Below are 26,457 nucleotides of genomic sequence, written 5' to 3' on the forward strand. Positions count from 1 at the left end.
TCCACGGCCCGGAGGTTCATCCTGCCCGGCGGCGGGGGCGCGGTCCACTGAACGGCGGTCAATCATTCGTGACCGGCGGGTCGAGCGTTCCGGGTGGCGACCGGACGCCGGCGACCGGGCTCGTGGGCCGGTTCGTCCAGGCCAGGGTCGAGTGCGGTGGCCGTGGCCGCCGCCCCGAAGCTTGGCGTCTCGCCCGCCGAGCCGGGCTTGAGCGGTGACCCGGAGCCGAGTTAGTCCGCCACGTAGGCGGCCACATCGGAGAGGAGCGTCCGCCAAGCCGGCTCAGCGACATCGGCCTCGCCGCCCAACTCGCTGGAGACGACCGCGAGCAGAGCGTCGACGGTCGGCTTTCTCTCTGCCTTCTCGCGCAGGGCTTCGCTCACGGCTCCGAGCGCGCGTACGAACATTCTCAGGCTGGGTGCGAACGGTCGCGCTCTGAAGCTGGTGTGTACCTGCCGGATCTCACCGGTTGCACCTTCCAACGCGAAGAACGCCTGGCCCGCGTAACCGAGGAAAAGCAGATCACCGGTGCCGGGCGGCGCGGTGGACCCGTCCTCGTCGTAAATCTCGTCAAGCGTTCGGATGCCAGAGGCGAGGTGCCGGTCGAACTCAACGACCTCCAGGAAAGTCTCGGGCACACCCGTGTGGATGAGCATCGCGAGGGTGCCCTGGTGGGACACCAACTCACGAAGCGACTCGGTCGAAGCGAGGAGGATCTCGTCGTGCGGGAACCATCGCTGGAGCTGCTCACGGTCGATCGCGTCGGACCCTTCCTCATGGCGGAGCATGCCCCCGGGCATCGGGTGACCATCCCGCTGCGCCCGGTCCGGGTTGCCGACAGTTACGTGGTCGATATGCGCACGGGTGCCCGGCATGGCCAAGACCGTAACGGACCGGTGGCGTTGGTTGCTGTGCAACCAACAGGGGTATCGCGATGGCTTCCAGCTCTGGCCAGTTCGTCTGACGGATTCGGCGGGGTCGCGTCCGCGGGCGAGGTGGCGACGACGACCCCGCCGCTCGGCCGATCGCTCCGCACCTATGCGGAGTACGTCCGGGACACGGCGGCCCGGTGGAGCGGTTCGTCGACCGGCGGGACGGCGTACCCGTAGCGGCGGCGGATCCCTGTCGCCTCGGCGGCGTGGGCCACGGCCTGATCGGGGGCCGAGTCGAGCGTCGCGACGGCGAGCCGGTCGAGGAGCCTGGCCCGTTCGAATGGCTCGGGCCCGAACGCGAGCCCACGGGCGTAACACGCGGCGGCGGTCGCCATGTCACCGCGGGCCCGCGCGAGGTCGCCGGACGCCTGGCACGCCATCGCCCGGATCGGGGCGTTGTCGGCACCGGTCGCGAGCCGCGTCGCCTCCTCGGCGCACCGGGCCGCCGCCGCCTCGTGGTCGCTCGCGAGTTCGGCCCCGGCCAGGAGTGCGAGCGTGAACGCTACGGCGTGCGGCTCGCCGAGCCGGCGGAACCGGGTCAGCGCCTGCGTGAGCAGGCCGAGCGCGGCGGCCGGCTGGGCCCGGTCCAGATCGAGCCCGCCGAGGTTGACCAGGGCGGTGGCGATGCCCCGCTCGTCGCCCAGTCCGGTCTTGATGTCGAGGCTGCGCTGGTAGTAGTCGCGGGCCAGGTCGAGGTCACCGCGCTCGTGCGCGACCGTGCCGAGATTGTTCAGCGCGACGGTGACGTAGCGGTTTTCGCCGACGGCCTCGGCGTCGGCGAGACACGCCAGATACGCCTCGTGCGCGAGGTCGAGGTCGCCCAGTGACTTGTGCGCGGCGCCCACGAGGTTGCGGGCGGCGATCGCCAGATCGCCATCCGCGCCGCCGCTGCGCGCCGCGGCGTGGCCGCAGGCGAGCGCGCCCCGGTGGTCGCCGTGATGGTTCGCGGCGATACCGGCCCGGAGCCAGGCCGACCCCGCGACGCCAGGATCGGCCGTGGCCGTCGCCACCGCCCGCAGCAGGCGGTGCGCCTCGGCGAACCGTCCCCGGGCGGTGAGGTGCTCGGCCAGCGCGCTCACGACACCACCGTCGAGTAGCTCCGGGGCGCCGGCGCAGGCGAACTCCACTGCGGCCCGGACGTCGTCGAACTGCCGGGCGACGGCGTCGGTGCCGCCCGAGCGCAGCACGGTGAGCATGTAGGTCGCGTGCGCGTGCCCGCAGGCATCGGCGAGGCCAGCTTCCCGGAGGCGGTCGTGGGCGACCTCGCGGATCGTGTCGAGGACGTCCACGGCGGTGGATCCATCGTCGCCGACGAGCCGGACGAGGCTCGCGGCGGCCAGCCGGGTCAGGCTCGCGGCGGCCAGCCGGGCTGGCGGTCCGGCGACGGGCCCGACCGGTGTCGCCGCGCGCAGTACGGCCGCGAGCGCGTCGACCGTCACGCGTCCACGGAAGGCGCCGAGCACCCGGAACACCAGCCGGTCGACGTCGTCGAGGAGCGCGATGCTCCAGTCGACCGTGTCGGTCAGCGAATGGTGGCGGGGCGGCACGTCCACCAGATCGGTCCGCAGTGTCCGCACGGTCAGTTCGGCCGCCACGCGCAGGATGTCGTGCTCCCCGAGCATGCCCGCCGCCAGCTCGATGGCGAGCGGCAGGCCGTCCAGGCGGCGGCAGACCGAGACCACTTCCTCCACTGTGGACCGGTCGACGCGGAAGTCCGGCCGGCGGGCCCGGGCCCGTTCGACCAGCAGCTCGACGGCCGGGCTGGCCAGCGCGGCCGCCGGGTCGGTGGTCGCCGGACCGGGCACCGCCAACGGGTCCAGGGTCCACACCGTGCCGGCCGGAGACGGCGGCCTGCGACCGGTGAGCAGCAGATGCAGGCGGGGGCAGCGGTCGACCAGTGCCGCGAGGTCCGGACCGAGATCGGACACGTGCTCGACGCCGTCGAGGACCAGCAGCCGCTTCTGGTCACCGATCCGACGGGCGATCGCGGAGGGCGAGGCGACGGTTCCCGGCCCCGCGGCGGCGGCGAGCGCGCCGCGCACCTCGTCCCGGTCGCGCAGCGGTCCCAGATCGACGACGTCCATGTGGTCGAAGGTGCCGACGAGGTGCCACGCCACCTCCAGGGCGAGCCGGCTCTTGCCGACGCCGCCCGGCCCGACCACGGTCACCAGGCGGGTGCCACGGACGAGGCGGACGAGGATCGCGAGTTCGGACCGACGCCCCACCAACCCGTTGGCCGGTGCGGGGACGGTGCCGAGGTCGCCGGCGCGACGGCCGCCCGGATCGGTGGTGCCGAGTGCGGTCTTCAGCCGGCGCCGTTCCTCGTCGGTCAGGCGCAGCCCGTCGGCGAGCGCCGCGACCGTGGCGGGGTGGGGCCGCGTCACGCCCCGCTCCAGATTGCGGACGGTACGCACGCTGACCCCGCTCGCGTGGGACAGCTCCTCCTGGGACAGTCCGCGGTCCTGACGCAGCCGGGTCAGAAGGGCGGCCAGTTCCACAACGACGTCCTCTCCTCGATGCCGACCGGCACCGGCTGTCGGCAGACGACTTCCCGTACGGATCTGGGCACGGTGAACTCGATCTGAGGACCGCTGACGCTGATCAGCGCGGTCGCCGCGAGCAGTGTGACCGTCGCGTCGAGATGATCGGTGGTGTAACGCCTCGCAGCGAGGGCCCGGCGAAGCTCGTGCGGAGTCGCGCGCCCCAGCGACGCCAGCACTGTCAGGCACTCCGCGTCGGGTCCCGGCAGCCGGCCGACGGCCGAGCGCACGACGCGGTGCAGCACCTCGTCACGGGCGCCAGCCAGTTCGACCGCGAGGGCGGCGTCCACGTCGGACAGACGCCAGGTGCGCAGCCGGGCCGCGGTGAGCTCGATGGCCATCGGGTTGCCGCCCAGCCGCCGGACGACCGAGGCCGCGGCGACGGCGTCCTCATCGGCGACGATGCCGGGCCGGACGGCGCGCGCCCGCCGGGCCAGCAGGCCCACGGCGGCGGGCTGGTCCAGCGGACCGATCGGCCAACGGTGCTCGGCCCGCACCCGGACCGGCGTGCGTGCGGTCACCAGCAGGCGCAGGCCGGCGTCCCTGGCCAGCAGCGCGGCCAGGTCCTGGCCCGGTATCAGGTCGGCGTCGTCGACCAGCACGAGCCGCCGGCCGTCGACCGCCGCGGCACCGGCGATGGCCTCGACCGGGTCGGCACCGTCCATGAGGGAGTCGAGCCGCACCACACCGACGGACGTGCCGGACCGGACCCGGGCGAGCGCGGCGGCCGCCAGGGCGGACTTGCCGATCCCGGCCGGACCGAGAACGCTCGCCATCCGGACGCCGCCGTCGTCCAGGAGATCCACGAGCCCGGCCAGTTCGCGGGCCCGCCCCACGAGTCCGCCGTCACCGGCGGCGGGTCCCGATCGGCCGGCTGCCGGGCGGGCCGCGCGCGCCAGACGGTCGCGCTCGCCGGCGTCGAGGCGAAGACCGTCGGCCAGTGCCACGACGGTCTGGCGTTGCGGTCGCCTCGTCGCTCCCCGTTCCAGGTCTCCGATGGCGCGAGCGCTCACGCCGGTGAGTTCGGCGAGCCGCTCCTGCGACAGTCCGCGGGCGCAGCGCAGGGCCGCGAGCAGTTCACCGAATGCGCCGCCGACCGGTTGGCGGTCCGGTTCACCCAACGTCATGCCCTATCCCGCACGGTGGAGAGCTCTTGACGACGGCCGAACGCCGGGGCGACATTGCCGGACGTTCTGCCGGATCCTTCCTGGTTGCGCTCGGTCGGCCGCTTATAGCGTCCGTCCATGACGCACCCCGACCCCGCGCTTGCACCTGGGAGCGCTCCCAGGTTAACAGTCCGCCGCCGGCTCCGATGGGCAGCAATCGGCATGATCGCCGCTGTCGCGTCGACCCTGCTGTTCGCCACGCCGCCGGCGTCCGCCGCGCTCCCATCCGGCTTCCCCTCGTCGTTGTTCTATGCCAGCGAGCAGACCAAGGCATGGGCGTACAGCGAGGCCAACCCGCCCCAGATCAAGGTCCACCGCGAGGCCGTGAAGAGCATGATCGCGAGCCAGCCGACCGGTATCTGGTACTCGAACTGGGCCTCCGAGGGCCCGGACGACATCGCGTACCTGGTGGAACGCGAGGTGACCCGCGCCGTGGAACAGCGCAAGACACCGGTCTTCGTGCCTTACATGATCCCCAACCGCGACTGCGCGAACCTCAGCGCCGGCGGCGCGCCGGACTCCGCCCAGTGGCGGTACTGGATCCAGCAGTTCGCCGCCGGCCTCCAGATGGCCTTCTGGGCGCACTCGACGTCCACCGTCCGGGTCCAGATCATGCTCGAACCCGATGCGGTCGCGTTGCAGTCCGGCGACGAGGGCTGCAAGGACGCGGACGGTAAGCCGGTGACCTTCGATGTCGCCCAGCGCAACAGCGACCTGAAGTTCGCCGTCCAGACCCTGACCAACGCCGTCTGCCTGGACTCACAGGCGACAAGTTGTCCCTGGTGGCAGAGCCACGTCAACGTCTATCTCGACGCCGGTCACTCGGCCTGGTACGGCTGGGGTGATCCAGGCGTCACCACGATCGCCAACCGGCTCCGCGCCGCCGGCGTGGACTCCGCGACCGGGTTCTACACCAACGCCTCGAACTACGTGCCGACCGCGAACGAAGCGGAGTACGGCAAGAAGATCCGCCTCAAGTTGCAGAACCCGCACGCCCCCTACCAGATGGTGCACGTCGTCGACACGTCGCGTAACGGGGCGGCCATCCCGAGGGGGCGCCAGTCCGACACCGGTTGGCCCGACTGGTGCGACCCGACCGGTGCCCGCCTCGGTATGCCGCCGACCATTGCCACCGGTGTCCCGCTGATGCAGACGATGTGGATCAAACCGCCGGGCGAGACCGACGGATGCTACGGCGGCAGTTCGACGGTCGGAACACCCGGACGCGACGGGCGCGGGGTGCCCGCGGACGGTCTTCCCGCCGGCAGTTTCTCGGGCCAGCTGGCCTGCCGGCTCATCACGGGGTCGATCACGTGCCCGGACGTGGACTACGGCGCCGCACCGCCGCCACCGATGGACCTGCGGATCGCCAGTGCCACCGCCGACCAGATCGCGCTCCAGTGGTATCCGTCCTACGGCGCATGCGCCTATCAGATCGGCTACCGGATCAACGGCCGGGGATCATTCCGGGCCATCGTGGCCTTCGGCAGCGGCAGCGGCATCAACCCGTGGCCCCAGTCCACGTACTACCTCACCGGCAGCGACATCAAGCGGGGCACCAAGGTGGAATACGCCGTGCGCGCCCGCAACTGCGGTGTGACGGCCCGCTACTCGGGCTACTACGCCATCGTCGCGACATACGACTACCCGTGATCCGCACTCCGCGTGGCGGGCGCCGGCCCGCCACGCGGAGTTCACGCTCTGGGTGTCCATGATGGACGCTGGGGGCGCCTGGATGGCGGCCAGGGCAATGATGCTTCGCGGCCGGACGCGTGGGCTGCCTGCCGCGCCCCCTCACCGTCAGCAAGGCGCTGATAGATAGGTGAGACCTGCCGATGCGGTTCGGGTGCACTCGACGCATATGATGATCATCATGGACAATACGCATGCCGATCTCGGAGAGTACCTGCGCGAATACTATGTGCTCAAATCGGCCGGTGACCTCGACGGTGTGACCGGACTGTTCCGCTCGGACGCCGTCTACGCCGACGCGACCCTGGGCTGGCGCATCGACGGGCTCGACGCGCTCTCCGCCGGCTGGGCTGAGTACATGCCCGGTTGGGTCCAGCGCGGTGCTGTGTCGTATCCGACCCGGGTGCTTGGCGACGCCACGGGCGGCGTGGCGTTCGTGACCGCGAGCCCAGAACTGTTCGGTGGTGAGCTTCGTGCGCTCGCTGGAGTGAGCATCGTCGACGGCCTCATCGTTCGATTCATCGACTACTGGGACGGTCGGCAGCTGGATCTCTCGAGCATGCGTGTCCCGGACGACCAGTTCCCGCTCAGCTTCGGTGAGGACCTGCCGGCGGCCCGGGAACACGGCCTTCTGGATGAAGCGGTCGACCGCCTCGTATCGGGTGAGTATCCGCTGGCAACCGATGTCACACTCGAGGATCTGACGCTGCGGGTGCGTGTTCACGGAAAGAATGCGACGGCCACACTGTGGGAACAACTCCCGTATGGCGGCGGCGTCAAGGTGTGCCGCGTCATGGGCGGGCCACGCGGCGGCGGATTCGAATGGATCTCGCCCGACGGACCGGTCAACCGCGGGATCACGGCCGTAGCTCTCGACTCGGACGGGCGCATTGCCGAGCTGTGCTCGACCTGGGACGGCGCACGGGTTTCCGACGCACTCCTGCGCGAGTGGCACGGGTCGGCACTCGGGTAGACGAAGACGTTCGCAACTTCCGAGCAGGCCTTGCGGCAGGGTCGCGAGCCCGACACCACTGATTGGTCACACATCCGGAGCCGCGGGGTGGGCCGCCGTTGTGACGGTGGACTCGGTCTGGCCGGGCGGGCGTGGCCGGGCGGTGGTCGCCGGGATGATGTCACCGTGTCGGCACCGCTGGTTGGTCGGGAGTCCGAGTTGCGCGTCCTCGGCGGGCTGCTCGGGCGGATCCACGACGGGGGTGGCGCGGTCCTCGTGCGGGGCGAGGTCGGCATCGGCAAGTCCGCCCTGCTGCAGGAGGCGGCCCGCGTCGCCCGGGCGGCGCGGGTGCGGGTGCTGACCACCACCGGCGTGCCGAGCGAGGCGCAGATCCCGTTCGCGGGGCTGTACCAGCTCCTCCGGCCGATCCTCGGCCAGGCCGACCGGCTGCCGACGCCGCAGCGGGGCGCCGTGCTGGCGGCGTTCGGCCGCACCGACACCGCGGTCCCGGACCTCTATCTGGTGGCGCTGGCCACGTTGGGCCTGATCGGCGAGGCGACCACGCGGGAACCGGTCCTGCTGGTCGTCGAGGACGCGCACTGGCTCGATCCCGCCAGCGCCGACGTGCTGGTCTTCGTCGCTCGGCGGCTGGAGTTCGAACCGGTGATCCTACTGGCGGCGATGCGTGACGGCTTCGGCGGACCGTTCGCCGACAGCGGTCTTCCGGCGCTCGCACCGGGCCGGCTGGGCCCGGAGGACGCGGAGACCCTGGTCGACGCGCACGCCCCCGGTCTACGCGACGAGGTCCGCAAGCGGGTGCTGACCGAGGCCGCCGGCAACCCGCTCGCCCTGGTCGAGCTACCGGCCGTCCTCGACGCCGACGACCAGCTCACCGGGCCGCTGCCGCTGACCGACCGGCTGGAGCAGGCCTTCGCGGCCCGCGTGGAAGGCCTGCCCGTGCCGGCCCGGGCGCTGCTGTTGGCGGTCGCACTCAATGACAGCGACTCCCTGGCCGAGGCCGTCGCCGCGGCCACGCTGGTCGCGGGCGCGCCGTGCACCGTCGACGACCTGCTGCCGGCCATCGGCGCCCGGCTCGTCGGGACCGACGGTGAACGGGTCCGTTTCCTGCACCCGCTGATGCGGTCGGCCATTCACCGCCGGTCCACCATCGGGCAGCGACACCGTACCCACGCCGCGCTCGCGGACGGCCTTGCCCACGACGCCGACCGCCGCGTCTGGCACCGGGCGGCCTCCCTGGCCGGCCCCGACGACGGCATCGCGGCCGACCTGGACGAGGCGGCGGTCCGCGCCCAGCGCCGCGGCGGCATCGCCGCCGGCGCGGTGGCGCTGGAACGCGCGGCCCGGCTGACCCGCGACCCGGCGCTGCGCGGCGAGCGGCTGCTGCGGGCGGCGGAGCTGGCGTTCGAGCTCGGACAGCGCGACGCCGTGGTCCGGGTGCTCGCCGAGGCCGACCGGATGGACCTGTCCGAACGGCAACGCTGGCGCACGGCCTGGATCCGCGACAGTTTCGACGACGGCGTACTCGGCCGGGCACAGGCCGCCTGGTCGCTGGCACAGGTCGCGGAGCGGGCCGCGGCCGAAGCCCCGGCCCTGGCGCTGAACCTCCTGTACGGCGCCGCGTTGCGCTGCTGGTGGACCGAGCCGGGCGTCGAGGCCCGGGCGAGTGTGGTCGCGGCCGCCGGGCAGGTGCCGGTCGACAAGAACGACCCGCGGCTGCTGGTCGTCCTCGCGTACACCGCGCCGGTCGAGTGCGGCGAGGTCGTCCTGGACGGCGTGCGTCACCAGCCGCTCGACGACGATCCGCGCGCGGGCCGGATGCTGGGCAACGCCGCGATGGCGGTCGGCGCATTCGACCTCGCCGCCGGCTTCTTCGCCGGATGCCTGTCCGAACTGCGGACGCAGGGCCGGTTGAGCCTGCTGGCCCGGGCGCTCGCCCTGCAGGCGTGGAGCTGCGCCCAGCTGGCCGAGCTGAGCGTCGCCGTGCCGGCCGCCGACGAGGCGTACCGGTTGGCCCACGACACATCGCAGCCGCTGGTCGCCGCGACCGCGCGGGTCACCCAGGCTCTGCTCGCCGCCCTGCGCGGAGACGAGGACGGTACCGAGACCTTCGCCGCGGAAGCCGAGCGGACCAGCCTGCCCGGCGCCGCCCACGCGGTGCTGGCGGCCGCCCAACTCGCCCGCGGCCTCGCGGCACTCGGCGCCGGCCGCGACGCGGACGCTCGTGCCCACCTGGCGCGCATCTACGACCCGGCCGATCCCGCCTACCACGGCGCGACCCGCTGCTGGGCGGTCGGAGATCTGGCCGAGGCGGCCGTGCGCAGCGGCCAACCCGGGGCGGTCCGCGGTCTGGTCGCGGAGATGACGGCGGTGGGGCGGCGCACGCCGTCGCCGGCGCTGCACAGCGGCCTGCGTCACGCCCGGGCCGTTCTCGCCGGCGACGACGCGGCCGAGGCCATGTACGAGGAGGCCTTGCGTCAGGTGACCCTTCCGTTTCCCCGCGCCCGGGCCCAGTTGCGCTACGGCGAATGGCTGCGGCGGCAACGCCGGGTCGCCGAGGCGCGGGTGCACTTGCGCTCGGCCCGCGAGACGTTCGACGCGCTGGGCACGATCCCGTGGGGGGAGCGCGCCCGCGCCGAGCTACGCGCGTCGGGCGAGACCAGCCGCCGCCGCATGCCCGACGCCCGCGACCAGCTGACCCCGCAGGAACTGCAGATCGCCCAGCTGGCCGCCAGCGGCCTGACCAACCGCGAGATCGGCCAGCGGCTGTACCTGTCCCACCGGACGGTCAGCTCGCACCTGCACCGGATCTTCCCGAAGCTCGGGGTCACCTCCCGGTCGGCGCTGCACGCCGCGCTGCGGCCGGAAGACCGTCATCTGACGTAAGCGACACGGGCCGACAACCGAATACGGTCCCCGCATGAGCACCCCCGTTCTGTTGATCCACGGGCTGTGGCTGCACGCCACATCCTGGGCACCCTGGCTCACCCTGCTCCGGGAGTCCGGCTACGACGCCGAAGCCCCCGGCTGGCCCGGCATCCCCGACAGCGTCGAGGAGGCCCGCGCCCATCCGGAGGCCATCGCCGACCACGGCATCGACGACGTCGTCGCCCACTACGCGAAGATCATCGAGGGCCTGGGCCGCAAGCCGATCCTCATCGGCCACTCCTTCGGTGGCATGATCGCCCAGAAGCTCCTCGGTCAGGACCTCGCCGCGGCCGCTGTCGCGATCGACGCCGCCCAGATCAAGGGGGTACTCCCGCTGCCGTTGTCGTCGCTGCGGGTCACCTTCCCGGTCTTCAAGAACCCGGCCAACCGGCACAGGGCCGTCTCGCTGACCGCGGAGCAGTTCCGGTACGCGTTCGGCAACGCGATCTCCCCGGAGGAGTCGGACCGGCTGTTCGAGCGGTGGGCCATCCCGGCGCCCGGCAAGCCCCTGTTCGAGGCGGCCGCGTCGAACTTCGACCCGCACTCCCCGGCCAAGGTCGACACGGCCAACGAGCACCGCGGGCCGCTGCTGCTGATCACGGGTGGCCGTGACCACACGGTGCCGGAATCCGTCACCCGGGCCACGCTCAAGCAGTACCGGCATTCCGAGGCGGTCACCGACCTCCTCGAGTTCAAGGACAAGGCCCACTCGCTGACCATCGACAGCGGCTGGCGCGAGGTCGCCGACGCGTCGCTGGGCTGGCTGCGGAAGCAGTCGCTCTGATGGACCTGCACCTGACCGGGAAGAAGGCGGTTGTCACCGGCGCGAGCAAGGGCATCGGGTTGGCGATCACCCGCGCGCTGGCCGGCGCCGGTGTCGACGTCGTGGCCGGGGCACGCACCGTCACCACGGAACTGTCCGACCTCGCCGAGCGGGCCACGGTCCGCCCGGTGGCGGTCGACCTGGCCGACCCGGACGGCCCGTCGCGGCTCGTCCAGGCCGCCGTCGACGCCTACGGCGGCCTGGACATCCTGGTCAACAATGTGGGCGCCGTGCTCCCGCGCACGGGCGGGTTCCTGTCCGTCACCGACGACGACTGGCTCACGACGCTGACGATCAACTTCCTCGCCGCCGTGCGCACCACCCGCGCCGCACTGCCGCACCTCCTCGACCGCGGCACCGGGGTCGTCGTCACCGTCAACTCGGTCAACGCGCGGCTGCCGGATCCACTCGTCATCGATTACAGCGCCGCCAAGGCGGCCCTGGCCAACTTCTCGAAGTCACTGTCGAAGGAGGTCGGGCCGCGCGGGGTCCGCGTCGTCACGGTGAGCCCGGGGCCGGTGAGCACCGGGCTGTGGCTCGGCACCGGCGGGGTGGCCGCCACCGTCGCACAGGCCGCGGGGGCAACGCCCGAGGCGATCGCCCAGGGCGCGGCCCGAGAGTCCGTCACCGGCCGCTTCACCCAGCCGGAGGAGGTCGCCGACCTGGTCCTCCTGCTGTCCAGCGACCGCGCCGGCAACATCACCGGCGCTGACGTGGTCATCGACGGCGGACTCATCGCCACCCTGTAGAGGGTCTGTTCCGGAGTCGACCGCTCGGGCGCGGGACCGACGCCGACGAAGTGTCCACGGCCCGGGATGTCACCGGTGCGTGCAGGTCCACGTGAACGGCGAGAACGCGCCGGGGGTGACCACCGCCGCGCCAACGACGGCACGGCCGTCGTCGGAGATCCACCGGCCCAGGACGGCGCCCAGGGTGCCCTTGGGCGCGGGCAGCGCGTACCTGGTGCCCTCAGGGCTCACGGCGGCGATGCGCCCCTCGAACGAGTCGAGGGTGCCGGCCAGGATCCACCCGGTGCTGGCGGCCGTGATCAGGGCACCGGTGACCGGGTACACCGTGCTGCGGCCGTCCCGCAGGTTCCAGCGCACCGGTGACCTCGGGTCGACGAAATCGGGATTGGTTCCCTGCGTCGGCGTCTGCTTCTCCGAAGGCAACACCAGGTCGTCGTGCGACCGCGGACTTACCGGGCCGTCCTTCGCCGCGGTGCCGTAGACGGTGTCGCCCCGGACGACCGTGGCCGAGGCCTTGATGAAGCCCGCCGGGATGGGCAGATCCCGACGGGCGCCGTCGGGTCCCCAGACCGCGACGGTCTCCTGCCGGCCGGCAAAGCCCAGCACGGTGCCGACCACCGACCCGTCGGCGGTGATGCCGACCGGCACCGCGGCCACGTCGGGCTCGATCAGGCGGGGGGAACCGGGCGAGCCGGCCGGCCAGACGACGAGCACGCTCTGCGTCGCCAGGGATTCGGGCATCATCGCGCCCACGACGTCACCCGCCTCGTTGATTGCCATCGGCGTGGCGGTGCGGGCGCCGGCCGGTAGGGCCAGCGGCGTGAGCGCGCCGTCCCGGAGGATCCAGCCGGTCGGTCGTGGCTGTTCGACCGCCACGTAGGTGCCGACCGCCACCCCGGCCGAGTTCACCGCGGCGGGCATCAGCACTCCGCCGATGTCGCTGGTGGCGATGACCTCGGACACCCCGTCGCGCCACCGGACGAGGCTGCTGCCGTTGATCCCGAGCACGATCCTGCCGGTCGGATCCACCGCCTGCAGTTCCCCGCCCGGTCCCGAGCGGTTGAGCGCGGACACCGTGCAGTCGGCCGGCTTCGTCGCGCTCACGACCGGCTGCTGCGCGGGTCCACTCTCCGGGTGACCGCCACGGACGGCCGCGACCGCCACCGGCACCCCGACCGCGACGGCCAGTGCGGCACCGCCTACCGCCGTCGCGATCCGCGCGCGGCGCTCGGCCCGCCGGCCGGCGTGCACGATCCGCTCGACCTCGACGCCGCTCGCGGGCGGCTCGATGTGCAGCAGACCGGTGCGCAGCGTGCGGCCGGCCCGTTCCTCGTCGAATGACATGAAGCCTCCTCAGCGGGCGGTGTGGTCGACGTCGAGCACGCGACGCAGCGCGGCGAGCCCTCGTGACGTGTGGTTCTTGATGTTGCTGTCGGAGCACCTCAGGGTCGCCGCCGTCTCGGCGACCGACAGGTCGCAGAAGAAGCGCAGCACCAGAACGGTGCGCTGGGAGCGCGGCAGGCGGGCGAGCGCGGCCCGCAGCGAGTCCCGCTCCTCGACGTCTCCCGAGGGCGGCGCGGGCCGCTCCGGCGGGGCAGGCGTCAGCCACGTCCGCAGACGGCTTCTCCGTACCTCGTCGAGGTACTTGTGCACGAGAATCCGGCGCACGTAGGCGTCGAGGTTGTCGGCGGCGCGGGCCCGCCGCCAGTGGCGGTAGAGCACGGTCGCCGCCGACTGCACGATGTCGTCGGCGAGGTGACCGTCACCGCACAGCAGGTACGCCTCCCGGTGCCAGGCGGTCCGACGCGCCGAGACGTACTCGACGAACGCCCGCTCCTGCTCCCCGTGCATGCCGCTCCCTCCGTTGGGTCTACCTCTAAGACAGCGACGGCCGCCCGACGGGTCCCATTCGGGACGAAACGAACTTAAGCGGCCGACAGTCCGAGACGCGGTCGGTGCCCGGGCCGACGGTGATCTGCGTGGTGCCCGCACCGGCGGGCTCGACAGTGAAGACATGGCCGAACGCGGCGTCGTCGATCGAGGAGTATGGGATCCGCCTGCGGACCGGAACGGCGCGGTGGATGTCCGCGCCCACCCGCGGGGCGGCCACCAGCGTGGCGCCCTCATGCCGAGCCGCTTCGGGCGTCGATCAGTTCGTGCGTGGCTGGAGTTGCGGCGTTGGGACACCGGGCCGGCGGATCTGCGTTTCGCATGTCGCCCCTGCCACGACCGCGATCGCGGACGGGCGATCCGGTTCCCGGTCCGCCACGCCGGCACGACGCAGATCAGCGTAACGACGCCGAGGACGGTGTCGACCGCGCGACGCTTGATCGCACTCCGCTGTTCAGTACGTGCCTGTCGGCCCCGCATGACGTGACACGACCGGCGCGGCCCGGATAGGCCCCGCCGGTCGCATCCCCCCGTGGACAGCTGTCAGGTCCGGCGGTCGACACTCACACAGATGTCCTCGGCCCCGCCGATGATTCCGTAGTTGCGCCCGACGAAGATCATGTACCGGCCCCAGGCGTACTCGGTCCCGGGACTGGAGTCCCACTGGAGGCCGGGGTCGGACCAGGTGCCGTCGGCGTTGACCGTCACCGTCACCTGCCGGACGACCTCCGCGTTCAGCGGGGGGTTCAGGATGTGCCGGGTGGACCCCGCAGCGCCGAAGGGCTTGGAGAAGCCGGTCCCGCTGTAGTACGTGACAACCACCGTCGGGTCGAGGGCCGGGTTGAGGCCCGAGCCGGATGCGGAGATGCTGCTGCTGCCGTCACCCTCGCAGTCGAAACGGGCGACCGTACGCGTGTCGTACCGGCAGCTCGCGTACGTCTCCCATCCCCCCGTGTTGTCCGGGTTGGCCACCCGGATGCGCCACATCTCCGTGTAGTTGGCGACCGTGTCGGTGCTGACGAACGGGATGGAGAACACCGCCCCGTTGAAGCCGCCCGTCGCGTCGGTGGTGACGGTCGTCGTCACCGTTGGGCGGTACCCGATCGTGCCGCGGCGGGGCTGGATCGAGGAATCGGCGAGGTCCCACGCGCCCGACGTGAATATGGCCTGCACTATCAGCTGGGTGTTCGCCGGGTGGTTGGACGTTCCCTCTACCGACGCCGTCACCGTGCGGGTGGCGCCGTCACAGGTGAGGGTGGGGGTCTGCTCCGTCACGTACGCCGCCTGCGCGGGAAGGGCCGGCACCAGCACTCCCGCTGCTACCGCGCCGGCTACCAGCAACGGACCGAACATCTTGATCCTCATTACTCTCCGTTCATCCTCCTGGGCCGGGCGGCCCGTCGATGCCCGGAACCATGACTTCGGTGACTGCCGATACACTTCCGTGGCGCTGCCATGGCGTCACTGGAGGGGAAGCGCCTACGGAAGCGCTTCGGGAAGTCGTTGGGAAGTCCCTGCGTATGTTGCGTTTCGGGTTGCTGGACGAGGTGCGCGTCTGGCGCGACGGCGAACCGCTCGACATCGGTCCGCCGAAGCAGCGGGCGGTGCTCGCGGTCCTGCTGCTCGAACCCCGACGCCCCGTTTCCGTCGCCCGGATCGTCGATGCGGTATGGGCCGACGCACCACCCGCCAACAGCGTGAACGCGGTGCAGAAGCAGATCGTCGCGCTGCGTCGGGCCCTCGGCCCGGCGATGGTGACACTGAGCGACGGCGGTTACCGGCTCGACGTGCCCGCCGACAGCCTTGACACCGAGGAGCTGACCGCGCTGATCCGGGCCGGCGTCGACGCCCGGTCGGGCGGAAGCCCCGAGGAGGCCGAGCGGCTGCTGTCGAAGGCGCTAGCGCACAGCCGCTCCGAACCTCTCGCCGGCCTCGTCGGCCCGGTCTTCGAGTCGGCCCGCCGCCGCCTCGCCGAACAACGGGCGTACGCCGCCGAGCTCTGGGCGGCCACCGCCCTCGACCTCCGCCACCACGAGGACCTGACCGCCCGGCTCCCCGAACTGATCGTCCAATACCCGGCCCGAGAGCGCCTGCGTGCGATTTACATGCTGGCGCTGCACCGCAGCGGTCGTCAGGCCGAGGCGCTTACCGCATACCAGGACGCCCGCCGCCACCTGGTCGACGAATACGGTGTCGAACCCGGCGAGGAACTTCAGCGGGCGCAGTGGGAGATTCTACGGGCCGAACCGGTCGTGCCGGTTCCGGCGCACAATCCTCCACTCGTCCCGGTTGCGGCGCACAATCCTCCACCGATGTACGACCTGCGCCAGCCGCCGTATCCGCCGGCGGCGAAACGCTCTCGGAAGCAGATCGTGCTGGGGATCCTGTCGGTCGCCGTCTGCCTCTTCAGCCTCGGCCTGCTGACCTGGGGCGTCGTTGCTGTCCTGGCCGCGATCCGGGGCAGCCGCGCGCTCGCTGGCATGGCCGCGGTCTACGCCGTGCTGCTCGTTGTCTGGCTGGTCGCGATGCCCGTCGAGGACGGCGGCGCGTTCTACGAACTGCGGTTGTCGGTCGGTTTCATCGCAATGCTCGCCACCATTCTCGGTGGCGCCGTTCACGTAGGCCTGATCACGCTGGTCTCGCCGTGGCACGAGGCCGCCGACTTCCGACGCAGGGTGTGAGGTGGGGCGGCTTCCACGCCGGTTGGTCGGGCCTCCGTAGCTGGGGTGATCATTTGGGTGTACCGCGGCGAGAGGGCGGGTCATGCACGGTGAAGATGGGTTCGGCTGGGTGCCTGCGGTGTTGCGCGACGCAGGTGAAGCGGACGACGAGGTGTACGTCGTTGGCGTCCGTGAGAGCACCGATCCACAGGCATGGTCGCTGCTGTTGATGGAGTGCAGCCCGGAGGACGAGGAAGACGAGCAGGAGGTCGGCCTCGGCATGGACACCTACTGCCTCGTCGTGGACCCTGGCCAGGCCACCTTCTACGGTGGGATCGTCGAATGCGAGATGACTGCGACCGCGCTGAGCTTCGTTCTCACCGAGGAGGCGGCCAGCACGCTCGGCATGCCACTGCACGTGCACTTCGTCCTCGATCTTCCGACCGGTCAGCGCGAGCTGCTCGGTCGAGGTCTACGGCGGGTGCTCACCTCCGGACGTGCGGACGCCGTCCCTCAACTGCGACTCGCATGACCGCCGAGCCCGCGTCTCCACCGCGGCGATCGGAAGCGCCGGTCCGGGACAAGCGGTATGGGTCCGGCGGTCGCTGGCCGCCGAAGGGCACGTCCCGGATCAGGAAGTGGTGAGGCTGCGTAGGCCGTCGCCGGTCAGCAGGGGAGTTGCGGCTTCGGTGCGGCCGGTGAGGAGGAGCAGGATCGCCGAGATCGGGCCGGCGATTTCAGGTCCGGTGCCGATTGTCCAGTTCGCGTCTGCCGCCGTGAGTTTGAACCGGCCCAGACGGCGCTTGGCCCCGAACGAGAACGGCCAGCGGAGATCCCAGATGCGGGTCGCGGCGTCAGCGCCGGCGTCGGGCGGGCTGGGAAAATCGATTCCCAGTGGGATCGCGATGTCCTGAGCGTGCACCAGGATGTCCCACATCACATTGGCTGGACTGACGAGTCGGGGGACCGAGCGGGACTCTGCGGAGGTCCGAAAGTCCTGCACGATCTGGACGGGCGTTCGGGCTGCGCGGCGCTGGCTGGCGGTGGTGTTGAACCGGGCGTAGTTGCCGCGCGCCTTCGCGAAGTCGACCAGCAGACTGCTCGGTGAGGGCGGTATGGGGATCAGGGTCACGTGAGCGGCGACGTCGCGCACCCGCCAGCCGACACATAACGAGGGCTGCTCCCAAGCCGCCTCGGACAACCCGGCGAGCAGATCCGCAAGGGCCAGCCGCTGCTCCACCACGACCTGCCAGCGCTCTTCGGCGTCCATGATGCTCCCCTGGAGTCGACGTCAACCCGGCAATCGTCCTGATTCCTCACTATGGCCCCTTCAGGAAGGGTCCGGTGAGTTCGCGCAACATGGTGAGCGTCTCCGCAGTTGCGCCATTCGCCCGGGCTCGTGCGTTCCAGCTGCCGGTCCCGTTCGGGGTTGGCCCGCTCGTGCCGGGCCGGCAGCGCACCGGCCGGCGCGAGCTGAACCCCGGTGAGCGGGTACCGCGCGGTGTCGAACAGCGGCTTTCGGCCCGGCGACAACGGCATCGAGCCGACAGCGCCGAGCACCAGCAGTGCTGTGGGCGTCATCCTCGTCACCGACCGAGTCATGCCTCGATGCTCGCAACGCGGGCCCGGCGGCCACAAGCGTGCCAGCACTGTTGCGCGACGGGTGCCTGCCCCGTTACCCGCACACCCCTTTCGCGGCACGGTGTCGTCGGTCAGGTCCCCAATCAATGTGAGGAGTTCAGCATGGAGCTGGCTGGCCTGGCGGGCCCTTGACGTGGGGCAGAATTTCAGCCCATGAGCATGATCATGGAGTGCGTGAGGTTGCGACCGCACGAGGTCGCTGAGCTTCGCCGGCTGCTGGTCGAGGAGCCGGACAGCGCGTACGAGTACGCCGGTGATCTGCGGATGGGTGACGAGGACGAGGCAGTGTCCTCACGAGGGATGGATACCGATCAGGCGTGGGCCGGTCTGCAGTGGCTGCTGGCCAGGCTGAACCCGCCGGTCGACGTCTTCAGCGGTGGCCAGCCCATGACCGACGACGAGTGGGGCTATGACTCGCCCCGCCTGCTTGCCGTCGCCGACGTGGCCGAAGCGGCTCGATTCCTTGCGGCCACGCCGTTCGCCGCTCTTGCGGAGCACTATGCCGCGGCGGAGCTGATCGCGGCCGATGTCTATCCGGGCATCTGGAGTCAGGACTGGCCGCTGTCGTACCTGGAGGAGGCCTACGGGCGACTCGTGGCCCTGTTCCGCGCCGCGGCGGCCGACCACGAGCCGATCGCGGTGTGGATGGCGTGACCGTCCTAGCAATTGCCGCACGCGTGAAGGTCTGGCCGTCGCGAGATGGATCCGCACGCTGTTGAGCGCTCTGTCCCGCCGAGTCCGATCCACCCGCCAACCGGCCCACGACGGATACCCGCAGTGTCCTCATCTGCCGCGATCGCATGCTGACCGGGATCATCGTGCGTCGAGCCTGCCCGGGCGTACGGAGCTGGAGAGGACGAAGTTCAGCCGATGATGGCGGCGAGAGTTGGGTTCGCGGCTCGCGTCGTGGTCGACGGCTGCGGCGAGCAGTCTGGCGGCTGCTGAAAGCTGGGACTGCAGTTTCACCTGCCAGTTCGTCGAGAGCCGGGTCGCCGACCCCCACGCGCGGGCCCAGAACGGCGGGGTCGGGTCGGCTGATCAGCCGGTCCGTCGACGGCACCGGGGCTGGAGAACGACACCGAAGGCGCTGCAGGACGGGAAGACTTCGGCGGCGGCCATTGCGACGCCGCCATCTGGGCCCCGGAGACCGGCGGGGTGGGCGAGATCTGGTCGAGCAAACGCTGCGCCAGGGTGGCGTCGATCTCGAGGTCTGCGCTGATGCGAACGTCGGCCGCGGTCGCCAGGTCCACGACGTCGTCGCTGGTGAACGCATCACCTCCGAGAGTACTCAGCCGTCGCGCGAACTCCTGGACATTGATCATTTGCAGCCTATCGTCGGATTGTTAGTCATCCACCGTAACCCCGCTTGGGTCAGTGGATCCTGCGCCCACCGTGCGGCCATTGCGGCCGACTGTCGGTGGCGGCAACTGCGACCGCTGCGCGGCAGTCCGCAACTCGTCGGTGAGCGAATCGCGCTCAGGGCTTGCATCGCCGTCACGGTGTGTTACCCATGGTGCCCCGCGACGCGCGGAAATGCCGAAATGAGTGAGTCGATCAAGCCGGCAGCGGGCGCGCGGTTGGTGACCTAGGGCCGCTAGACCAGCTCTGTACGAGCAACTTGATATTCGACGGTCCTCGATCTGACACGTCAGACCAACTTCGGGGGGATTGTCTCGATGTCTGGTATTGCCGACGCTGGAGACGCACTCGCACCGATCTGCGCGTAGCCGATCGTCACCCATATCTCTGACCAATCGAGGCGGACGTGAGTCAGCGAACCTGGCGCTTCTGGCAATGGCCGACGTGGGAACTGGTTAGCATCTTCCTTGCCTTGATCGCATTAGTCGCGTCTTTCGTTTTCTGGCTCAGAGATGGTGAAAGCACCCAGGCATTTCCAGAGCAGGTGGTGTCCGAAGATCCTCCAGCGACCTTTGTGGGTCTGCCATGCCGCTGGGGAAGTGGTCGGAAGTCGCCTATTGCAGAACGTCCGTTTGTGCGATTGTCAACACAAAGACCACAAATGCGGCGATGCCGAAGACGGCCAGTCCGCTCATCCAGACCTCGAACCCTTTGAAACGCGTCAAGTAACCGCTGCCCGGTTCACGGTTGCGAACGTCCGCCCAAGTGCGACCGTGCCAAGACCGTCCGAACTTGGACTTCTCGTACTCTTCAAGCCAATGGGCGTCTGTATGCTCCGCTTGGCGGTGGCGCGACATTAGGTGCATCGAAAGTACGGTCATGACGATCGACAGGATGCATGCAATGACTCGCGCGGTCCGGCTGCTCTCATGCCCCAGCGCAATGGTAAAGAGAAAGGCTTGGGCAGTCAGGCTGAGCGTCGGTACCTGCCACAGCATGTTGTCCCACTGCTGCCGCCGAGCCGCGACCGCGGCGTACATCGCGACGTCATCGGATGGAGCTGCCCGCGGGGTGGGGGTCGAGGAGCTTTCTTCGGCGGTCATACTCTCATCCTGGTAGCCTGGCGCAACTGTGGACTTTGCAGGCAGTCAAGACATCAGGTTAGCGAGTGCCCGTTGGCAACAGCATTGCGGCCAACAAGACCCAAGGAGGAATTTCCTGCCGAGCGATTTCTGATGCGGTCGAACGACGGTAACCCGACCGTTTGCAACCCGGGAGCATCCCGCCAATGCCAACTTGCGAGATCGGCTCAGATCGCTGATCGCATCGACCGGGAACAACGCGCTTGATCACCTGAGCACATCTGCCGCTGATCGGGCGGCTGCCGAGTTCGCGCCAGGTGGATCGAGCTGGGGTCAGATGGGTAGCAGGCGCATCGCTGACGCCCACCACGCCCAGTCTTCGCCGCTGGCGAGGTGCCCTATTACTGCTTCGGCGGTTCGTAACTTCCGTGGCGTTCGAGTCGTTTGCGGTGGTGGGAGTCGCGGGCTCGGCGGCAGCAGAGTCGGCGGAAGTCCGACCAGGCCAGGATGTGGGCGGCTGTTCGTCGGACGGTCAGGATGAGGGTGGCGAACAGTCGTCTGATCTCGTTGGCGCTCAACGGGATCAGGCCGTCTGCATCACCCTTTCGGTGGTGCCCCTTTGTCACCTGTGTCGCGGCTTCCGCATTTTCGGTGGCGCGGATGATGGTCAGAAACGCGGCGGCGGCCATGGCCAGGGTGATGTGGGCGTACCAGGCGTCGTAGCGGCGGGCCTGATACTGGTCGAGGCCGACCTCGTTCTTCGCGGTCTGGAACGACTCCTCGACCGCCCACCGCGCCCCGGCGGTGCGCACGAGGGTGCGTAGCCGGGTGCCACGCGGGCCGAAGCACACGTAGTAGGCCAGTTCGCCGGTGGTGATGTTGCGCCGGGCCAGCACCCAGCCCCGCTGCCGGTGCGGGAATCGTGCCCGGATCGGGGTGGACACCCAGTCGTAGACGCGTGGGCCGTGCGCGCCGTCGCCGCAGGACATCCGCCGCCACGCCCCCGGCCGGATCGTGGCGATGAGCTGGTCGACACGCGTCGACGTGCGCAGCCGGAGGCCACCTCATGATCTTTGCGGGTGGCCATCACGTAGGCGATGTCCTGCTCCTCGCACCGCTCGACATCGCCGGTCCATGACTGCGGCATGTACAACTCACGGTCGATCAACGCCCGCCCGCCGACCGGTTGCCTTTCTTGGCGAACCCGGTCTCGTCACCGACCAGCATCCCGGCAGGTCCCCAATCGCTTCCACCACCGCATCGCGGACGTCATCGCGGACAGCGTCCCGGTCGAAACACGGACTTCACAACAGCGCCTGCATCGAGTCCGGTGTCTTGTCGCCGGTCTGCTCAGCCTGCGTCCACCCGTTACGCCGCTCCAACGGCGCCATCAACCCCCGCAGATACTTCCGCGCCTGCCACCGGGTCTCCACCCGCCGGAACCGATGCGAAAACCCGAGAAAACTCCCCGAACTGCTCATCCCACGACCGGACCTGCCCAACCGTCACCACGCCCGACCAACGACCCAACCACCACCGAAGTAGCAAACCGCCGTAGCAGTACTAGGCATCGAGTGCTCAACGAACCCCATTATTTGCGATTCATGACCACGGTCATGTTGGACGACTAGCATGCCCTATTAACGCCTTCGGGTAGTGTCACACTTACGGAGCGTTGACGGCTTTCGGCTCTGAACCTAATCTGCCTCTGTCGACGAAGCAACGATGCGAATCCCATTCCCATTACTCGCAACGACAAATTCCGACTCCGGCGAAAGGACTCGATGAATGAGTTCGCACCAGATCTGACCCCCGAGTTCGCCGAGCGGGCGAGGCGTGAGGGGCTGACCATCGTTGTCGGTGCCGGATCAACGGCGGCCGGGAACCTCGGCGGACTGGTATACGAACTGGATCCGGCGCATCGCGATCCGACCGTCGTGATTCTGACAACGGCGGCGCAGCGCTTTGTGACACCCGCACACGTGCGACATCTCGGCCGCTGCCCAGTATTGACCGACCAAACTACGACGGCATTCTCGCTTGAACCGTTGCACGTATGGCTCACCGATGTAGCTCGACGGATCTTGGTCTATCCCGCATCGGCCGGCTTCCTGGCACGAATTGCCGCGGGTAGCGCCACCGATCTCGCCTCCACCACGCTACTATGCGCGACCGGTATCCCAACCATCATTGTTCCGTCGATGCACCGTCGCATGTGGACGAACCGGTTGGTGCAACGGAACGTCGAGTGTCTGCGTGAGGCTGGGATGTTCATCCTGGCAGGACCGGACGGGATGGCCCCGAGTGTCGGCGACGTGGTACTGGCAATCGTCGCAAAGTCTCCGCAGCCATGACCCTGAGAGAGGACAAGTTAAATGATCACGACCGACTCCGCAACCGACCCCGAAACGAATAATGTGATTCATGTCGAAGTCCTCGTCCCGGTCGATGTGCCGGAAGCAGAACGTGCCAAGTTCGAACAGGCGATGGTCTCGTTCATGTTTGGCGCGGACCGTGTCCGGGAGGAACTGCGTGCGGACTTGGCGGCGGCCGGTGTCGATTTCAACCACCTCGCGACGCTGTCGCAGCATCCTCGGATAGGTGTTTGCCCGTCACCCGGCGCACTTGAGTTCCTCCCGAGCGATCACCTCGTCGATGTCTGCAAGCGCAACGGAATCGACCTTACGGCAGGCGGATCAGTGACGGTGTCGTTCGACTACACCGCATACGGGGACAACCACCGCGCAACCGATTCGCTCGAGGTGAACCTCGCACTGCCCGGGGCGGTCCACCGAAACGTCACGGAGCCGGACGATGCCACGGCTGACATTGTCCGCGCACTATTCGGTGACTGCCAGCTGGCCGCACCAGCCCAGGCATACCTGCGCGCACACGGCGTGAACCTGACCGACGTCGCAGCTCGCAACGTCGAACGACTCGGCGGCCCAGACGCGCCGTTCACGTCCCGGGTCAGTCCGCAGGTGCATCGGTTCCTCGCTGAGAAGGGCTTCAACCTGGAGCAGTTCGGCCAGTTCAGTGTGAACCGAACCGACGAACTCCTACTGACCGACCCCCCGACCGACCCCCCGGGCTGGTCGAAGACCACCTGCTGCTGACGGCGACCGCGATGAGATACCGGGTCGCGCCATTGCCCGACTGGGACGAACTGGACGGCGCCGATCGAATCCGGGTCGGCCGGCACTACCGGGTTCCCGTCGACGGTGACGACGTTCTCGTCATACCGCACGGGCGTCCGGGCTGGCTACGCCTGCCCCCTTCGGTCGTCGCGCTCCTCGCCGCCATCGACGGCTTGGACGTCGCCGGTGTGCGGGCCTCTCCCGACTTCGCCGACGTCTCCGGGACACTGCGCGCTCTGTATGACGGCGGCCTGCTCTACATCGGTGGCCGAACCGGATTGCGCGCCGAGCGCGCTCAGGCCGACCCGGCCACATCCGAACCGCCGACCGCTCTGCTGCTCAAACTGACCGGCGCGTGCGACATGGCGTGCAGCTACTGCTACGACTATGACGCCCAGCGATGGCCTGGCCGGATGGATCTCGACCTGGCTCGATGCCTCATCGTCGAGTGCCTGCGGCCGGGCCGGCAACTCACACTGATGTTCCACGGTGGCGAGCCGATGCTTCGGTTTACCCAGATGCGCGACCTGGTCGAGTTCGCCGACCGGACAGCCAGCACGGTCGGCGCCACCGTGCGGTACACCATCCAGACCAACGGATTGCATTTCACCGAATCCGCCGTCGAGTTCCTGCGCCGGCACCGATTCGCAGTCGGTGTGTCCCTGGATGGGCCGGCGCACGTGCATGACCGGAATCGCATCGATCACGGCGGCCGAGGTACCCACCAGCGGATCGCGGCAAACTTCGACCGCTTTCCCGAATTCATGCGTTCGGAGGTCGGTTACATCAGTGTTATCGGCGCCGGGACCGACGCCGAGGAGCTCGATGCGACCTGGCGCTTCTTCCGGGACTTGGGCGTCCTGACCTGGAAGCTCCTGCCCGCCGACGCCGAAGGTCGGGCCACCGGTCAGGCCGAAACGGCGTCGTTCCGCAAGACCTTTGTCGACTTCCTTTCCGCACGGCTCGAGGCAGTCCTGGACGGGGCGCTCGACCATCCCTACATCACCAATCTCGTCCAGCTGATCGAGCCGTTCCTGACGCTTGACCGTCCCAACATGTGCATGAAGATGCCGTGTGGGGCGTCAACGGACCTGTTGGTACTCGACGCCGTCGGCGCGGTGCGCGCGTGCGACTGCAGCTACCATCCGGTGTTCCAACTATTGCCGGCCGGTGCCCGGGCCTCCGAAGCCGCAAGCCAACCATCCGGAGGACTGGTGACGCGCGGCCGCTCGACCGCGTCCAGCATGACTCTACGGGCGCGCGAACGATGGTTGCTCGACGAGGCCCCGTGCGCCTCGTGTCCGTGGTTGCACCAGTGCGCGGGTACCTGCCCTGCGCGCGCTCTGATCAACAACGGGTCGCTCTTCTCGATCGACGATCTGGAGTGCGAGACTCGGCTCGCCCTCTTCCCACGCATCCTCGCCGACCTCTCACGACCCAACTCCGCGCTCCGCCGGTACCACGACTACGCGAAGCGGCGCGCCGGGCCGGCGCTCGCCGCGGCCGCTGCGCCACCCCGATGAGTATCCGCATACAGGGCGCCAACTGGGACGCGGCCATGTTCAGGGCGCTGGCAGAGCATCCGTCGACAACAGGCTCAGCTCCCGAGGACGGGCGCCATTTCCAGGCACTGCGACTGCTCGTCGACGTGATTGGAAACGACCTCCGAACCTACCTCATCCGGCATGGCGCGCCGTATCTGGCGCATTGGCGGCACCGGCACGACCCGGTCGCCGCCATGGCCAGTTGGCTCGCCGAGTACTACCTGCAGATGCACGATCTCATGCGGATCGGACCAGACGCTGTGGCGAACTGGCCCGAGCTCGTATGCCGGGCCCGCGCTGTCGGTCGCACGGTGCGGCTCGTCGTGACGATGCAGCTCGGATACCCGTTGCTGCTGCCGATCCTGTTGGAGCAGGCGACCGGCCGGGCAGCGTACCCGGTGGTGCACGACCAAAACCCGGCGGTCCTCTCGCTGTACGCCGAACACCTCAGATTCGGCCGCGCATTGATCCTGACCGAGCTCACCGCCGCCGATATCCGCGGTTGGCTCGGATCTGACGGCATCCTCCTTGCGAACATCGATACCAGCTACCCAGGAACCCAGCACGTGCGTGAGTTGCCCTTCCTGACCGGCCGGTTGACCGTCCCCGCCGGCTTGTTATCGCTGGCGGTGCGGCGCGGGGCCGAAGTCCGGGCGATGACCGTTCCAGGCTCCGTTGGACGATTGGCGTTGCGATCCAGCCAGCCGTTGCCGTCCGGCGACACCGTGGCAGCACTGCGGGAGTTCGGACGCTGCTTCGAACAGTGGGTGAGTGCAACTCCGGAGCAGTGGATGGCCTGGTCCAGTCTGAGGAACTCTCATTGATAGAGGCAGCCGGGGCCCGAGAGGAGATCGTCGGCGCCGGCTGTGAAGGCGTCGTCAGCGTCCGAACCACGCACAAGGCTGAGTCGGTCCGCGTCAAGCGGTACCACCGGCGCAGCGAGCTTGAGCGCGGCGTCGTCGGCGCGGCACTCATCGAAGCCGGTCTAATTGAACTGGGCTGGGCCGATCTGGTGTCTGTGCCCGTCGTGCTAGGTGTCGATCTACTCGACCTTGTGGTGGTGACCGCGCCCTTCGTCCGAGCGCCGACAGACCCGCTGCCAGCGCGGCTCGTCGATGCGCGGGTTCGAGCGAGGGCGGCAATCGTCTGTGCTGCTGGTGTCGCAGCCGGATATTCGACTCCGACCGTACGAAAGATCGTCGAAACGAGATGCGGGCCTGACGTCGCCGCCGCGCTGACGAGGTGCTGGTTCGAGGGGGTTGCTCTCAAGCCGGACAGTCTGCTCTGCGACGGAGAGCGTTGGGTTCTGGTCGACCTGTGAATGAGCGATCTCGTCGGTTGCGC

General features: G+C 69.6%; 21 protein-coding genes and 1 pseudogene. 13 read left to right on the forward strand and 9 right to left on the reverse strand.

The genetic code is table 11. The features are described from left to right. Nucleotides 1–230: 230 nt before the first annotated feature. From Voc01_RS31245 to Voc01_RS31255, 3 genes are all read right to left on the reverse strand, one after another. The gene (locus Voc01_RS31245) at nucleotides 231–875 is read right to left on the reverse strand and encodes an SUKH-4 family immunity protein (RefSeq protein ID WP_203931195.1); all 645 of its coding nucleotides are present in this window, start codon (nucleotides 873–875) and stop codon (nucleotides 231–233) included. Nucleotides 876–1,036: 161 nt separating this feature from the next. Further along, nucleotides 1,037–3,430, reverse strand: a complete 2,394-nt coding sequence (locus Voc01_RS31250; protein WP_203931196.1) for an ATP-binding protein — start codon at nucleotides 3,428–3,430, stop codon at nucleotides 1,037–1,039. Next, a complete protein-coding gene (locus Voc01_RS31255; protein WP_203931197.1) occupies nucleotides 3,409–4,599 on the reverse strand; it encodes a helix-turn-helix domain-containing protein in 1,191 nt (396 codons plus the stop codon). Before Voc01_RS31255 ends, Voc01_RS31250 begins: the two co-directional genes overlap by 22 nt. Before the next feature lie 201 nt (nucleotides 4,600–4,800). On the opposite strand from Voc01_RS31255, the gene Voc01_RS31260 reads away from it, so the two are divergent. The 5 genes from Voc01_RS31260 (at nucleotide 4,801) to Voc01_RS31280 (ending at nucleotide 11,800) form a co-directional block, all read left to right on the forward strand. Continuing rightward, nucleotides 4,801–6,291, forward strand: coding sequence for a glycoside hydrolase family 6 protein (locus tag Voc01_RS31260; protein ID WP_203931198.1), 1,491 nt, complete (start codon nucleotides 4,801–4,803; stop codon nucleotides 6,289–6,291). Between the two features lie 208 nt (nucleotides 6,292–6,499). Then, nucleotides 6,500–7,303: a nuclear transport factor 2-like protein gene (locus tag Voc01_RS31265; RefSeq protein WP_203931199.1), complete on the forward strand. Its 804-nt coding sequence runs from the start codon at nucleotides 6,500–6,502 to the stop codon at nucleotides 7,301–7,303. Between the two features lie 165 nt (nucleotides 7,304–7,468). Beyond that, nucleotides 7,469–10,186, forward strand: coding sequence for an ATP-binding protein (locus Voc01_RS31270; protein ID WP_203931200.1), 2,718 nt, complete (start codon nucleotides 7,469–7,471; stop codon nucleotides 10,184–10,186). Nucleotides 10,187–10,220: 34 nt separating this feature from the next. After that, nucleotides 10,221–11,012 (forward strand): alpha/beta hydrolase, encoded by a 792-nt coding sequence (locus tag Voc01_RS31275; protein WP_203931201.1) that lies wholly within the window; start codon nucleotides 10,221–10,223, stop codon nucleotides 11,010–11,012. After that, entirely contained in the window at nucleotides 11,012–11,800 is a 789-nt protein-coding gene (locus Voc01_RS31280; RefSeq protein ID WP_203931202.1) for an oxidoreductase, read from the forward strand. Before Voc01_RS31275 ends, Voc01_RS31280 begins: the two co-directional genes overlap by 1 nt. Before the next feature lie 69 nt (nucleotides 11,801–11,869). On the opposite strand, the gene Voc01_RS31285 is transcribed toward Voc01_RS31280, so the two are convergent. From Voc01_RS31285 to Voc01_RS31295, 3 genes are all read right to left on the reverse strand, one after another. Continuing rightward, complete coding sequence (locus Voc01_RS31285; protein WP_203931203.1) at nucleotides 11,870–13,144, reverse strand: hypothetical protein; 1,275 nt, start codon at nucleotides 13,142–13,144, stop codon at nucleotides 11,870–11,872. Between the two features lie 9 nt (nucleotides 13,145–13,153). Next, the gene (locus tag Voc01_RS31290) at nucleotides 13,154–13,651 is read right to left on the reverse strand and encodes a SigE family RNA polymerase sigma factor (RefSeq protein WP_203931204.1); all 498 of its coding nucleotides are present in this window, start codon (nucleotides 13,649–13,651) and stop codon (nucleotides 13,154–13,156) included. A 582-nt stretch (nucleotides 13,652–14,233) separates the two neighbouring features. Then, entirely contained in the window at nucleotides 14,234–15,055 is an 822-nt protein-coding gene (locus Voc01_RS31295) for a hypothetical protein (RefSeq protein WP_203931205.1), read from the reverse strand. A 59-nt stretch (nucleotides 15,056–15,114) separates the two neighbouring features. Here Voc01_RS31295 and Voc01_RS31300 point away from each other — a divergent pair, with 59 nt between their 5' ends. After that, entirely contained in the window at nucleotides 15,115–16,371 is a 1,257-nt protein-coding gene (locus Voc01_RS31300; RefSeq protein WP_203931206.1) for an AfsR/SARP family transcriptional regulator, read from the forward strand. Nucleotides 16,372–16,453: 82 nt separating this feature from the next. Next, the gene (locus tag Voc01_RS31305; RefSeq protein ID WP_203931207.1) at nucleotides 16,454–16,882 is read left to right on the forward strand and encodes an Imm10 family immunity protein; all 429 of its coding nucleotides are present in this window, start codon (nucleotides 16,454–16,456) and stop codon (nucleotides 16,880–16,882) included. A gap of 99 nt (nucleotides 16,883–16,981) precedes the next feature. Here the strand turns inward: Voc01_RS31305 and Voc01_RS31310 are convergent, their stop codons facing one another. Beyond that, nucleotides 16,982–17,620 carry a maleylpyruvate isomerase family mycothiol-dependent enzyme gene (locus tag Voc01_RS31310; protein WP_203931208.1) on the reverse strand — a complete coding sequence of 213 codons (639 nt, stop codon included), beginning with the start codon at nucleotides 17,618–17,620 and terminating at the stop codon, nucleotides 16,982–16,984. Nucleotides 17,621–18,156: 536 nt separating this feature from the next. Here Voc01_RS31310 and Voc01_RS31315 point away from each other — a divergent pair. Then, nucleotides 18,157–18,645, forward strand: a complete 489-nt coding sequence (locus Voc01_RS31315; RefSeq protein WP_275423774.1) for a DUF1877 family protein — start codon at nucleotides 18,157–18,159, stop codon at nucleotides 18,643–18,645. A gap of 1,319 nt (nucleotides 18,646–19,964) precedes the next feature. Here the strand turns inward: Voc01_RS31315 and Voc01_RS31320 are convergent. Next, on the reverse strand, nucleotides 19,965–20,453 hold the full coding sequence (locus tag Voc01_RS31320; RefSeq protein WP_203931210.1) for a hypothetical protein: 489 nt from the start codon (nucleotides 20,451–20,453) through the stop codon (nucleotides 19,965–19,967). Nucleotides 20,454–21,088: 635 nt separating this feature from the next. After that, nucleotides 21,089–21,941 (reverse strand): annotated as a pseudogene (locus tag Voc01_RS31325) (IS701 family transposase); the annotation flags it as partial. 275 nt (nucleotides 21,942–22,216) lie between these two features. Between Voc01_RS31325 and Voc01_RS31330 the strand changes: the two are divergent. Genes Voc01_RS31330 through Voc01_RS31350 form a run of 5 tightly spaced genes read left to right on the forward strand, consistent with a single transcriptional unit; the run spans nucleotide 22,217 to nucleotide 26,434 of the window. Continuing rightward, nucleotides 22,217–22,786, forward strand: a complete 570-nt coding sequence (locus Voc01_RS31330) for a flavoprotein (RefSeq protein WP_203931211.1) — start codon at nucleotides 22,217–22,219, stop codon at nucleotides 22,784–22,786. A 21-nt stretch (nucleotides 22,787–22,807) separates the two neighbouring features. Beyond that, nucleotides 22,808–23,548: a hypothetical protein gene (locus Voc01_RS31335; protein WP_203931212.1), complete on the forward strand. Its 741-nt coding sequence runs from the start codon at nucleotides 22,808–22,810 to the stop codon at nucleotides 23,546–23,548. An 11-nt stretch (nucleotides 23,549–23,559) separates the two neighbouring features. Beyond that, nucleotides 23,560–25,092 (forward strand): radical SAM/SPASM domain-containing protein, encoded by a 1,533-nt coding sequence (locus Voc01_RS31340; protein ID WP_203931213.1) that lies wholly within the window; start codon nucleotides 23,560–23,562, stop codon nucleotides 25,090–25,092. Nucleotides 25,093–25,127: 35 nt separating this feature from the next. Then, nucleotides 25,128–25,937: a lysophospholipid acyltransferase family protein gene (locus tag Voc01_RS31345; protein ID WP_203931214.1), complete on the forward strand. Its 810-nt coding sequence runs from the start codon at nucleotides 25,128–25,130 to the stop codon at nucleotides 25,935–25,937. Next, nucleotides 25,901–26,434 (forward strand): hypothetical protein, encoded by a 534-nt coding sequence (locus tag Voc01_RS31350; RefSeq protein WP_203931215.1) that lies wholly within the window; start codon nucleotides 25,901–25,903, stop codon nucleotides 26,432–26,434. Before Voc01_RS31345 ends, Voc01_RS31350 begins: the two co-directional genes overlap by 37 nt. The last annotated feature ends 23 nt before the right edge of the window (nucleotides 26,435–26,457 follow it).

Origin of the sequence: Virgisporangium ochraceum (assembly GCF_016863655.1) — a bacterium.
GTDB lineage: Bacteria > Actinomycetota > Actinomycetes > Mycobacteriales > Micromonosporaceae > Virgisporangium > Virgisporangium ochraceum.